Here is a 13068-nt window from a genome sequence, read left to right as displayed (position 1 = left end):
GGGCGCCTCCTATTGTTATTTAAATTTATTTGATTATAAGAGATGAAATTTTTTTCACAAATAGTCATAAATTCAAAAAACTCCTTTTGCTAAATTTTAGGGATTATAACATAAAAAAATTGAGTTGTCAAATTTATATCAAATTTTTTTCTTCGCCAGGTTGTATTTCGCCATTCAAGAGTTTTTTCTTTATTTCTTCTAACTTTGCTTTAATTTGAGCACCTTCGTATCCTTTCTTTAGTAAATCTTTCCCCGTGATGGAGAGTTTTAGTTTCTCAATCTTTCGTAAATATTCATAGTATTTTTCCAATAATTCTTCTGGAAGCTTTACTGCTAAGAAAATTAATTGTTCATTTTGAAAACCGTTGGTTTTTTCATAGTAGTACGACAAATTTAATATTTTTTCTTTGTTGTTTAAATCTTTAGAAATTTCACTATATACGTTTTTCACTTGCTTTAAATTCTTAATAAAATCTTTCGGTAATCCATATCTTTCGCTAATTTTTTTGAGAGATTCTTCTGGAGTGTATTGCAGTAGAACGTCTAAAACTAGGTGGAATACTCTTACTTTATTCAGATAATTTGGTAAGTTGTTTTTGAAGTAATTTTTAACATCAAAAAGTTTTTCTAAATCTTTTTCTAGTGTGGGAGAATAGTAAGTTTTTTCGAACAAGTGGAAAATTATTTTCAGTTTACCCATTCTTTTTACTGCTTTCATTGGTTCAGGTTCTTCTAATATTTTTTCTAATTCTTCTCTTATCCTCATTCCAGTCACTTTTTCCAAATATCCCTTTTCTACAGCTTCTTCTAATTTTGTTAAGGTGTTAGGCTCAATTTCAAAACCAAATCTTTGTTCGAACCTTATAGCTCTCAATATTCGAGTAGGATCTTCGATAAAAGAGAGTGGATAAAGTATCCTGATTCTGCCTTCTTCAAGATCTTTTTTACAATTAAAAAAATCCATCAGTATTCCAAAGGAACCCGAATTAAGTTTTATGGCCATGGCGTTTATAGAAAAATCTCTTCTGTATAAATCTTTTTTAATAGTTGATAATTCCACCTTTGGTAATTCTCCTGCTTCTTCGTAATATTCTGTTCTGGCGGTTGCAATATCAATCCTTATTATCTTATTTTCCCCATTTCTATAAAAAATTGAGCAGGTGTGAAATTTAGGATGTTCAATATATTTTGCTCTCAATTGTTTAGCAACATATTTACCAAATAACAAACCATCCCCTTCCACTACTACATCTATATCGTAGGGTATTGACTTTGTACCGTTTGATTTAGAGTTAATTGCTAGCAAAAGATCCCTGACAAATCCTCCTACTACATATACGTTTAACCCCAACTCATTCCCATATAGCCCAATAAGTTTTAGAAGATTAAGAATAGATGTGGGTAGAATTTTTTCCATTTCTTTTTTTAGATTTTGCGATTTATACTTTTCTTCTAAAATTGGGCTAAGTGAAAAATTAAAAACTCCGTTAGTTGCCCTCAAAAGGTCTGTTCTAGTTATTATACCAACAAGTATACCATCTTTTAAAACGGGAATCCTTCCGATGTCTGCTTCTGCCATGATCCTTCTCACTTGATTCAACGAGGTTTCTACATCAGCAACTTTTAAGTTAGTACTCATTATAGCTTTAACAGGTGCATTTTTTAAACCATGTTTCATTGCTTTTTCTATGTCTTTTTTAGTTACAATACCCACTAATTTATTATCAGAAATTACAGGGAGGCCAGAATGTCCTGTTTGAAACATCAATTCATGAGCCCTTTCAACCGTTTCAAATGATAATATGGTTCTTACGGGAGATGACATAATATGCTTTGCTCTTAAAACTGGGACAAAAGAAGATTTTAACTCTTTTTTAATCTTGTCAATAACCTCTTGTATTCTAAGACCTTTTGTTTTAGCTGAACCAGCTTTTTTATGACCCCCGCCACCAAATAAAGATAGTATTTTATTTAAATCTATTTCTTCAATCCTTGATCTTGCAACTATATAAATGCTTTTGCCCATTTTTACAACAACAAACAAAACATCCGGAGTAAGAGTTTCAAACAATTTGTGGGTTATAACGTTTAACCCACCTATAAATTTGTCGATTTCAGAATAAGCGATATGTATAGTTATTTCCTCCAAGGTAAGCTCTTGAACATTGTTATAGAGTTTGTCAAAAAGTTCTTTTTGCTCTTTTGTCATTTCTAACGAAACAAACTCTTCTACCTCTTCTATCCTGGCACCGCCTTTTAATAATTCTGCAGAGATTTGATGATCCAATGACGTTGTTGTAGAATATACAAAATTACCAGTATCTTCATGAATTGCTATTAAAAAAAGAGTTTCATAAGTATCAGGAAGAACTATTTTTCTTTCTAATAATTTTTGAACAACTAATGTTGTGGCACTTCCTACTTCTTTTGAATAATTATTACCTTTGATATTTTGCTCCTTTAACTCTGGATGATGATCATATATGTCAACTTCTATTCCTTGCTCAATAAGAGATTTTATAAATTCAGGAATTCTATTGATATCCGCAGTATCTACAATCACAACTTTTTCGAACTTGTGGTTTTTTATTTCTTCTTGATAATCTTTTATAAAATTATTTTCCTTTTCGTATGGAATATCGTATATATTCAAAAATTCCTTAAGATTTTGCTGAGGTTCTCCTTCAAGTACAATAATAGCATCTTCATATATTAATGATGCCGCAACACATGCAGCAAAACCGTCAAAATCAGCATTTTTATGCGTAGTTATTATAATTTTAGGAACCAAGATAAATTCTCCCTTGGATTAAATCCATTATTTAAAAACATGTTGAATTTGGTTAACTTAATTCAATCTAATTTGCTAATAAATTCCCTTTCTATGAATTCGAAACCTTTTTCCCAAAAATCTTTATTTGAAATGTCAATCCCAATTTTTTTTAGTAATTCTTTGGGTGAATCTTTTGCACCACTTCTAAGCAACTCTTTGTATTTCGGTACAAAAGATTTTCCTTCAACCTTGTACTGTTGGTATAAAGCTAAGACTAATAAATTAGCAAAATTGTATGCATATACGTAAAAAGGTGTTCTAAAGATATGAGGTATACTTGCCCACTCATAGTAATATTCTTTTGGTATTATTACTGAATCACCAAACATTATTTCTAATTCTTTTTTATACAGTTCTGCAAGTTCTTTCCAACTTGCACTTCTATTTTGTTCTATCAAATTGTGAGATGATATTTCGAATCTGGCGATCATATTTTGTCTAAACATCGTCGAAAACATTCCTTCAATATTTGATGCCAGGTACCCCGTTCTTTCTTCTTCTGAAAGAGTGGGTAGTATCTTGTCAATAACCAACATCTCACCAAAGACAGAGGCAACTTCCGCCATCGTTAAAGGAGGGTGATAATTCCAAATGTTTTGTTCAGAGGCTAAAGTTCCATGTATCCCATGTCCCAACTCATGCGCCAAAGTACCTACATCGGCAAGAGTAGCTGTAAAATTCAACAAAATAAAAGGTTTTTTATTTGGAAGCGCATAAGATGTGTAAGCTCCTCCCCTTTTACCTTTTCTTATTTCAGCATCGATTCTTTTTTCTTTAAAGAAAGACTCAGCAAGTTCTCCAATTTCTTCATCGAACTCGTAATATGAATCTAAAACAATCTTCTGTGCCTCTTCAAAAGAATATTCTTTTTGCACGTTTGTTAAAGGCGCATAGATATCAGCAAGCGTTTGTTCTATACCCAACTTTTTACCTTTCCATCTGTAATATTGCTGAACCATAGGCGTTTTGTCAGTGGTGACCTTTATAACGGTTTCCACAATTTCATCTTCAACTTCGTTGTTCAAGTTTCTCATAGAAATCGGGCTTTGGAAGTTTCTCAAATTAGCCTCTGTGTCGTAATTTTTTACGATAGAATTGTATGTTTTTTCGAAGATGAGGCTATCTTCGTCATACTTTTTAAAGAATTCTTTCATTGCTTGACGTCTTAATTTTAAATCAGGTTTTCTTCTTAAAGCCCTTACTTGTGGATCGGTTAATTCTTTGATTTCCCCATCGATCTCTAACTTGAAAGTATATGAACTTGTTAACCGACCATATAGCTCTTCAAAGCCTCCACGTGATGAGTTGTACATAGCAGCTAATACCTTTTCGGCATCTTCACTCAAGATATGATTTTTTGATTTAATAAGCCGTTGAATCACATGAGTGTAATCTTTCAATTCCTGGTCATGCATCAATTCATTCAATTTCTCTTCATTTTGCTTCAATAATGTCGGCTTCCAAAAGGATGATTCCATTTCTATTTTTGAATCGTAATCTTTAGCCACGGCATAGAGTTTTTGAGCAGTTTCATCTTGGGTGTTGGAATCATAAAGCAAGTGACAGTACTGGTAAGTAAAATTATGCATTTTTAAAATTTTCTCAAACTCTTGGAAGAAATTTTTCAACTCACTTGGCGTCAAAGAAGGGTCAGATAGTTTGTCATAATATTGCTGCTGTAACTTTTTGATTTTTCTCAAGCTTTCTTCGAAATCTTCATTAATTTGTGAGTCCTTGGGTGAAGAATAAAAAAACGTTAAATCCCAAGTAGGCAAAACAGTTCATCTCCCTTCTATATATAATGTTTCGGTATAATCTTTCTAGCTTGATCTTCATCTTTCTCCATAGCAGCAATTAATTCTCTTTCATTTTTAAATTTTACCTCGTCCCGCAAAAAATCAATTACATCTAAAACAATATAATCACCATATAGATCACCAAAAAAATCCAAAAAATAAACTTCAACTTTCGGGATTTTTTTATATTCGTTAAAAGTTGGCCTTAAACCGACATTCATTAGACCCCACAAGAAACCAGCTCGTCCCTTTACATATCCTTTTACAATGTAAACACCAAACTTTGGTAATATGATTTTCTCTTTTTCCCAAACGTTAATATTTGCAGTTGGAAAACCAAGTTTAAACCCCAGATGCCTATCTTCATGAACTGTACCTTCCAGAGTCCAAGGCCTTCCAAGCATTTCATTTGCCTTCTTAATATTACCTGATTTTAGCTCTCTTTTTATTGCGGAAGAACTAACCCTGTTTCCTTGACTTTTTAAATCTTTCAGTACTTTGACCACCAAACCTTTGCTTTGACTAACAGCTTGTAAATATTCCACATCGCCTAAAGCATCTTTCCCAAAGGTGAAATCTTCACCACAAACTATTGCTTTTACACCCTTTTTCATCAATTCCTCAAGATATTGTTCATGGGGTAATCCCCATACTTCTTCTAAATCTTTTACTTCAACTGTAAATCCCAAATCTTCGCAGATTTGTTTTCTTCTCCAACTAGGTAGGATAAGGCCTTCAAAACCTCCAATATACTTTTCAGGAGGATATCTAAACATCAAAACCAAGGGGTCAAACCTTAAGTTATTTGCAAGTTGGAGAGTATTTTTCAATATATATTGATGGCCTTTGTGTACACCATCAAAGATCCCAATTGTGAGTGCGTACAATTTTATGTCACCTCGTACAGAATTTTATTTATTTTTACTATTCTATCGTTTCTTTCTTCTTCTTTAAAGAGAGTTTTTAAAAATGTTGATTTTTTTTCAGCTTTACCTATTCCTAAAAAATACCATTTTTCATCGTATATTTTAACGTAATCATTTTTGTTGAAATTAGAAAATTCTAAAATATTATCTTTATAAATTTGGTGACCTTTAATGACTTGTTGACCGTTATTAATCTTAACGTAAGGGAGATCTAAAGCCTCATCCATTTTTAACATTTTTTCCAACGAAACTTCTTCTAAAAGAATACTATCTTTTAATTCAAACTTACCACTCTTTATTCTACAAAGTTCTTTGGTAACAGCTCCACATCCTAAAGCATATCCTATATCCATGATTAATGATCTTATATAAGTTCCAGAACTTACTTCTACATTAAAACTAAATTCTTGTCCTTCTTGTGAAAAATTTGAAATCTGATATATTTTTACTTTTTTTGGAGGAAGATTAATTATTTTACCTTCACGCGCATATTCATAAAGCTTTTTACCTTTATATTTTTTGGCTGAATATGCAGGAGGAACTTGCAAATATTCCCCCACAAATGAAAAACATATGTCTTTCAAATTAGAGATGTGTTGCTGAGTAACTTCGTTCTTTTCTTGTACTTTTCCTTCTATATCAAAAGTATCTGTAACGATCCCCAATTCAGCTTTTACATAGTATGTCTTTTTTTCGGTCTGAAAAAATTCTAATAGTCTTGTAGCTTTATTTATTCCTACAACTAGTACCCCAGTAGCAAAGGGATCAAGAGTACCAGCATGACCAACCTTTCTAATTCCAAGCTTTTTTCTGATTATTGAGACAACGTCATGGGAAGTAATACCCTTTGGCTTGTTGATTACTAAAAAACCACTTTTCATTTACTTTCCTCGTTTTTCTCTATTTTCTCTATTAGTTTATTTATTCTTATACTTGCTTCAATACCTTCGTCTTTATGGAACCTTACTTCGGGGGCTTTGAACATTTTAATATTTTTTGCGATAAGAGTTCTAAACATACCCTTTGCGTTGTTTAGAATTTCGATAATAGCATCAACATCTTCATCGAGGGATGATACATATACATCTAAATAAGATTTATCTTTTGATAAACGTACCATATTTATATCAATAAATTTGTCTTTTAATCTAGGATCCTTTAATTGAGAAAAACCTTGGGTAATTAATTTTTTCATTTCAGACTCAAGCATTTCTCTTCTATACTGAGCCATCAGATGTCACCTCCATATCATCGAACACTTCTTTCATATTCGTAAACTCAGGAGACCTTTTAATTATATCTTTGAATTCTTCAAAATAACTGGAATATTTATTATAATTTAATCCCAAAAAGTTCCAAACCTTTAAATCAACCTCAGGAATATCGAAGCATCCTGAATAGCCATAAAAATATGAATTAGTAGTTATATTCGCAACATTTACAATATACAATAATTTTCTTGCTTCTTCATTACTAGACTCTAAAGGATTATCATGGTATGTAGCGGTTTCTATGACTAAGTCTGACATATTCCAATTTTTAAAAAGCTTCCTCCCAATCTGTTGATGCGAATAAGTTGATAACATATTTTCCGCCTGAAAAAAAGAAATTTTTTCGTGTTGAGCAACTTTAATGACCATCTCAAAAACATCGGGCATGATATGGGCCATTACTACTTTACTAAGATCATGCAAAACACCACACATAAAGGCTTCTTCTTTATCAGGGGAATTAAGATATTTTGCTAAAAGTTCTGAGGCCACTCCAGTTGAGATCAAGTGAACCCAAAAATGCTGTGTATTGAAAAAAGGTATTTCTTGAGAAAAATAATTCTCGACGGTAAAAATACTTAAAGCTAAATTCCTTACCGTTTTGAACCCGAGTAGATTTATCGCTTGTGTTAGTTTCGTTACTCTCTTAGGTAGTGCATAATAAGCCGAATTAGATAGTCTTAAAATCTTTGCAGTTAAAGCAGGAGATTGAACGATCATATTATGCAAGTCATTTATATCAGCATAGGGATCGTTGGCTATGTTTATAATTCTTTGTACAATAAAATCAGGCGTAGGTAATTCTTTAATTTTTTTGGTGATCTCTTGAATATCCATTTCGTTCATTATATCAGTTCCTTCCATCAAATTTCAATTTATTCATTTGCTTATTGTCTGTTTTTCACAACAAATCTTTAAGAAGTAATGCCGAAATAGAAAAATAGAAAAACATACTTAGTATATCCATCAAAGTTGAAATAAAAGGGCCAGAGATCAAGGCTGGATCTAAATGTATTTTTTTTGCAAAAAAAGGTAGGATGGCTCCTAAAAGATTTGAAATCATTACTACTATAATTATAGACAAAGATAAACTCAACATAATTAAAGGTTCTCGAGTATTAACAATTGATCTTAAAAACATGATTATTCCCAAAATTATACCTAAAATTATACCAGAAAACAACTCTTTACTTAAAACTTTTTTAAAATCATCCTCTTCAATATCTCCAACTGCCATTGATCTAATTACTATAGCAGACATTTGACTCCCAGTATTTCCTCCTATAGCGTTAATAGTTGGCATAAATGCCGCTAATACAGTAATTTTCTGTAAAACATCTGAAAATCCTTCAATTACAAAGACGGCAATACTCTCAAAAAGTAATAAGGCACCAAGCCAGATTACCCTGCTTTTTATAAGCGCCCAGATGGAAGTATGGAAATAAGAAGTTTCTGTTACTCCTACCGCCGCCATTTTTTGGATATCTTCCGTAGCTGATTCTTCTAAAACATCCACAATATCGTCAATTGTTATTATTCCGACCAACCTTTTTTCACTATCTGTAACCGGAATAGCTAAAAGATCATAATCTTGCATGATCCTTGCAACTTCTTCTTCATCTTCGTAAACTGTTGAATAGATTGGGTTTTCATTCATAATATTTTTTATGAATTCATCTTCTTCTGAAAAAATCAAATCTTTTAATTCTACTGTCCCTTTCAATTTTCTAGTGTTATCTATCACAAACAAAGTGTAGATAGTCTCTTTTTTATTTCCTTCAACCTTAATATGTTGAAGCGCCTCTTTCACAGTCATATTTTCTTTAAGATCCAAAAAATTCGGGTTCATTATCCTTCCTGCAGAATATTCAGGATAATTCAAAAGAGTAAGCGTACTTTGTCTCTCTTCATTAGAAAGATGGGCAAGTAAATGTTTAACTACGTTAGCAGGAAGTTCTTCTAAAAGATCAGCTCTATCATCAGGTTCCATATTTTCTATTATTTCTTTCAACTTATCTTCTTTAAAGAGAGAAAGTAATTCCATTTGATCGTCTTTTTCTAAATGAGAAAATACTTCTGCTGCTGTATCTTTAGGCAAAAATCTGAAAACAACAATTTTTTCATCCTGTGGTAATTCTTCAATCATCTCTACTATTCTTGCGGGTTCTTGTTCTTTTAACAACTCTTTTAGAAGTTTAAACTCTTTTTCGTTTATTAATTTTTTTATATCGACTTTTACTTCAACCTTCAATTTTGTTCCTCCTTTCAATCATTATGGTGGTAGATCAGAAAATTCAAAGAAACTACCGGTACTATCCATCTTTACCACTCCTTTCTTGCTAAAAATTTTACGCCTTTTCAGGCTCTTTTACAAAATAGAAAAGTATTGCCCCAATGATAAACAAAAAGAGCAAACTTGCAACTCCCCATCTTGAACTCTTTCCAATTTGCGTAAAGATCCCTACTAAAAAAGGGCCCAAAATAGCTGAAAATTTTCCGAATATATTGTAGAACCCAAAATACTCTGCAGATCGATCCTTTGGTATCATTCGACCATAAAGTGACCTGCTAAGGGCTTGAATTCCACCTTGAGAAGATGCTACTAACATAGCTAATATCCAAAATTGAACAATGGTTTCTAAGAAAAAAGCAAAAACAGTGATAAAAGTATAGACAAAAATCGCAAAATATATCAAACTTTTTGTAGAAAACCTCTTGGATAATCTTCCATATAACAAAGCAAAAGGAAAAGCTACTATTTGTATCACTAAAAAAGCTACCAGCAAATCGTTGGCGTTAAGTCCGACATCAAGTCCATAGGAAGAAGACATCCTTATTATCGTATCCACACCATCTATATAGAAAAAATATGCCATTAAAAAGAGAAAAACATTTTTATTGCCTTTCAGATTCTTTAAAAATTGCGTGATCCGTTTAAAAGAATCTTTTATTGGAGTTTTCGTTTTTTCTACATAGTACGTTTGCTTCACATTTTTCATAATCGGTATCGAAAAAACCAACCACCACGCTGCTGTAATAACAAATGCCAGTTTTGTTGCGGAAATAGTGGAGTTAAGACCGATTAATGAAGGATTCAAGATAAAAATAAGTCCAATTAAAAATGGGATAGTACTACCTATATAACCCCATCCAAAGCCACTAGAAGATACCCAATTCATACGTTCTTTTGAAGTTACATCTGTTAAAAAGGAATCGTAGAAAACATTCGCTCCAGAGAATCCTATGCTGGATAAAACATATAACACTAAGGCAAAAAACCATTGTCCTTCTTGAATTAAAGACAGTGAAGCTGTAAATACAACACCCATTAAAAGGAAAAAGAGCAAAAACCTTTTTTTATAGTTCTTATAATCAGCTATTGTTCCTAAAATTGGAGCTAAGATCGCCACTATCAAAGTAGCAATAGTAGATGAATAACCCCAATAAGCGGTTGACAAATAATCCGGCATCTGAGCGGCGGCATAATCCTTAAAGAATATCGGTAATAGTGCGGTGGTTATAGCAACTGAATACGCAGAATTCGCCCAATCGTACAAAATCCAACTTCTTTCCTCTTTTGTCAACTTTGCCCTCCCCCTTATTGATTGTCTTTTTCATTATTGATGAAGAGATCCAAAGGATCTTCATAATAATCTTCCATTACCGATAGAATTTCACCAATCTGAGCAAAGTACTCATCAACGTCTTTTTCATCATAGATTCCCTTTAAGAATTCTTCTAACTTTTCTAAATCCACTTCAGGATTTTCCTCAATGTACTTTTCAGCACTTTTGATTATTTCTTCCATCAAAATCACCTCCTTGTATACATGGCCATTGTTTTTAAAGCTTGTTCTCTGACTTAGCAGTCAACTTCTTAACCAATTACTTCATCACCTTCGATTATGCCTGAGGTTACAACACTTCTTAAACAAGCAGCCAATAATTCTTACAGTTAACTTCCTTTCATTCTCATGATTGTTTGACTAACTTTACAAGACTAACTTGGGGAAAAAATCAATCAGCGAAGTGTCACAAACAAGCTGTTATACAAAGTCCGATATTATCACTCCAACCAAAGGATGAATCTGCTCAATACGAGTTTTACCTCCTATCTGTTTCAAACATTCGGTTAGGTATTCTACTCGCGAAGGAAAATCTGTATCTCCACCGTCATAGTATACCTCATTGAATTTTTCAAGATGCTTATTAGGCTCATCAAAAAACATAATGTCACCGATTACCATACGACCAGGCCTAAACAAAAAATTAGATAGAGTAATCAAACTCTCTTTCTTGAGTTGATCGGGTAGATGATGCAATGAATAGACAGCAAGAATCTTTGTAATACCGTATAAAGCAAGATTGAACTCCGCACAAGGTTCTTCAAATGCGCCATAAGCAAAGATTACATTATTTAATTTCTCCTTTTCAGCCTTTATTCTGGCTTGCTCCAAACTCTTCCTACTAATATCAATACCAATTACTTGCCGACAGATATGAGCAGCTGCAATAGCTTTATCACCGGTGCCCGTTCCAACATCGAGTAACACATCTTCGCCAGTGAGTTTCAATTGCTCAAAAGCTAGCCTACCGGCTATTTGTGGGATACTCTCACTTGAACCTGCAATTTGTTCAACTGCTTTGCCCTTCGTATCAGCCATATTGTCAAATAACCGTGCGATACGTTTTTTATTATATTTTGACATTTATCTATCTCCTTTTTTAAAGTGGTAGATTGTGCCTCTCTGTTGGTGAGTATCCACAATTGGCTCTGTAACTCTTTTAAAATCAAAATCCTAAGCTGATAATCTTCTCATGATGAAGATTATCTAAAAATCATTATTTCTTATATGCCTTTATTATAACAAACTTTTATCAACTTTTTTTAAATTTTAATAAAATATAATAAAACAAAAAAATTGGGTAAAAATACCCAATCATTTAAAGTTTAAATTGTTTATGCTTGCAAGAAAAAACAAAATTATATTTGCATTCTCATTATTTCTTTATATGCTTCAACGATTCTATTTGTAACTTCTGTTGTTAATTTTAACGATAGAGAAGCCTTTTCTGCAGCGATCATAACTTGATGTATATCTGTTATATTACCAGCCGCATAATCTGCTGCAACTTTATCTGCATTCTTTTGGATTGAATTTACTTCCTCAATCGCATCTTTTAATAATTTAGAAAAGTCTAAATTTTTATCTTCTTGTTTAGTTTTTTCTGGAACCAATTTATTGGGGTCAATCCCGTTTATACCATTTATGCCGTCGGTCATCAATATTCACCTCCTTATTTATCTACCTATTCCGAGGGCAGAATTGTACATACTTTTTGCTGAATTTACAACTGCTGCGTTCATTTCATATGCTCTTTGAGCAGACATCATATCAACCATTTCTCGTAATACATTAACATTAGGATAACTAACATATCCTTCAGCGTCTGCATCGGGATGGTTGGGATCATATACTAATCTAAAAGGTGATGTATCCTCTACTATAGAAGAGACTTTCACTCCCCCAAAATTTTTGCTTCCATTTGCGCTTTCATTAAGTGCCTCTTGAAAGATTACTGTTTTTCTTCTGTATGGTCCACCTTCCTCTGTCCTGGTTGTATCTGAATTAGCTAAATTTTGAGAAATAACGTCTAACCTAAACCTTTCTGCTGTCATACCGCTTGCAGCAATATCCAAAACCTTAAATAACCCATCCATCATTTACCACCTCTAATAGCTGTTTCATACCTTTGTATCGCATAAGTCATCAATCTGGATAAAGTGTTGTATTTTAAAGTATTTTGAGTCATTCTCACCAATTCCACATCGGGGTCAACATTGTTCCCATCATCTCTGAGCGATTTGGAATCATCTATTTGAATATTTGGTTGAATTTTTCCTAAAGATAAGGTATTATTTATGTGTTGGTCTCTATTCACTTTGAGAGTCAAAGCTGAATCTTCACTCAACGCTTTTTGTAACTCGTTTTCAAAATCAACGTACTTTCTTTTGTATCCGGGGGTTTCATAATTTGCTATATTCTGAGAAATTACGTTTTGCCTTAAGGACAATGCATCCATAGTATTTGGAATTATCTCGAAATTAATATTATCAAACAATATTTTTCACCTACCTTTATTTTATCTATTTTATTTTTCTTTTCTAAAGTAATGTTTTCCTAAATAATTTGCACACTTCAGAAATAAAATAATTTTCAATATTGAGTTTTTAATTAAAAA

13 protein-coding genes are annotated in these 13068 nt (G+C 32.5%); all 13 read right to left on the bottom strand.

The window, feature by feature from the left end; translation table 11 throughout:
* Window positions 1–133: 133 nt before the first annotated feature.
* The 13 genes from X927_RS09680 to flgB all read right to left on the bottom strand — a co-directional run bounded on the left by X927_RS09680 (window position 134) and on the right by flgB (window position 12948).
* Entirely contained in the window at window positions 134–2791 is a 2658-nt protein-coding gene (locus X927_RS09680; protein ID WP_103077868.1) for a CBS domain-containing protein, read from the bottom strand.
* A gap of 62 nt (window positions 2792–2853) precedes the next feature.
* A complete protein-coding gene (locus X927_RS09675; protein ID WP_103077867.1) occupies window positions 2854–4608 on the bottom strand; it encodes a M3 family oligoendopeptidase in 1755 nt (584 codons plus the stop codon).
* A 17-nt stretch (window positions 4609–4625) separates the two neighbouring features.
* Window positions 4626–5516 carry a riboflavin biosynthesis protein RibF gene (ribF, locus tag X927_RS09670; protein WP_103077866.1) on the bottom strand — a complete coding sequence of 297 codons (891 nt, stop codon included), beginning with the start codon at window positions 5514–5516 and terminating at the stop codon, window positions 4626–4628.
* Window positions 5517–5518: 2 nt separating this feature from the next.
* The gene (truB, locus tag X927_RS09665) at window positions 5519–6436 is read right to left on the bottom strand and encodes a tRNA pseudouridine(55) synthase TruB (RefSeq protein WP_103077865.1); all 918 of its coding nucleotides are present in this window, start codon (window positions 6434–6436) and stop codon (window positions 5519–5521) included.
* The gene (rbfA, locus tag X927_RS09660) at window positions 6433–6786 is read right to left on the bottom strand and encodes a 30S ribosome-binding factor RbfA (RefSeq protein ID WP_103077864.1); all 354 of its coding nucleotides are present in this window, start codon (window positions 6784–6786) and stop codon (window positions 6433–6435) included. Before rbfA ends, truB begins: the two co-directional genes overlap by 4 nt.
* Entirely contained in the window at window positions 6773–7672 is a 900-nt protein-coding gene (locus tag X927_RS09655) for an HDOD domain-containing protein (protein WP_169925230.1), read from the bottom strand. Before X927_RS09655 ends, rbfA begins: the two co-directional genes overlap by 14 nt.
* A gap of 55 nt (window positions 7673–7727) precedes the next feature.
* Window positions 7728–9077 (bottom strand): magnesium transporter, encoded by a 1350-nt coding sequence (gene mgtE / locus X927_RS09650; protein WP_103077862.1) that lies wholly within the window; start codon window positions 9075–9077, stop codon window positions 7728–7730.
* A 97-nt stretch (window positions 9078–9174) separates the two neighbouring features.
* Entirely contained in the window at window positions 9175–10428 is a 1254-nt protein-coding gene (locus X927_RS09645; RefSeq protein WP_425440370.1) for an MFS transporter, read from the bottom strand.
* Window positions 10425–10634, bottom strand: a complete 210-nt coding sequence (locus tag X927_RS09640) for a hypothetical protein (RefSeq protein WP_103077860.1) — start codon at window positions 10632–10634, stop codon at window positions 10425–10427. Before X927_RS09640 ends, X927_RS09645 begins: the two co-directional genes overlap by 4 nt.
* Before the next feature lie 237 nt (window positions 10635–10871).
* Entirely contained in the window at window positions 10872–11534 is a 663-nt protein-coding gene (locus tag X927_RS09635; RefSeq protein WP_103077859.1) for a class I SAM-dependent methyltransferase, read from the bottom strand.
* A gap of 275 nt (window positions 11535–11809) precedes the next feature.
* Window positions 11810–12109: a flagellar hook-basal body complex protein FliE gene (gene fliE, locus X927_RS09630; RefSeq protein WP_103077858.1), complete on the bottom strand. Its 300-nt coding sequence runs from the start codon at window positions 12107–12109 to the stop codon at window positions 11810–11812.
* A gap of 18 nt (window positions 12110–12127) precedes the next feature.
* Window positions 12128–12550 carry a flagellar basal body rod protein FlgC gene (gene flgC, locus X927_RS09625; RefSeq protein ID WP_103077857.1) on the bottom strand — a complete coding sequence of 141 codons (423 nt, stop codon included), beginning with the start codon at window positions 12548–12550 and terminating at the stop codon, window positions 12128–12130.
* Window positions 12547–12948, bottom strand: a complete 402-nt coding sequence (gene flgB, locus X927_RS09620) for a flagellar basal body rod protein FlgB (protein WP_103077856.1) — start codon at window positions 12946–12948, stop codon at window positions 12547–12549. The genes flgC and flgB overlap by 4 nt, the downstream gene beginning before the upstream one ends.
* Between the last annotated feature and the right edge of the window lie 120 nt (window positions 12949–13068).

Origin of the sequence: Petrotoga mexicana DSM 14811 (assembly GCF_002895565.1) — a bacterium.
Classification (GTDB): Bacteria; Thermotogota; Thermotogae; order Petrotogales; family Petrotogaceae; genus Petrotoga; species Petrotoga mexicana.
The sequence above is the reverse complement of the archived record's forward strand: the minus strand, read 5'-3'. Positions and strand labels throughout refer to the sequence as shown.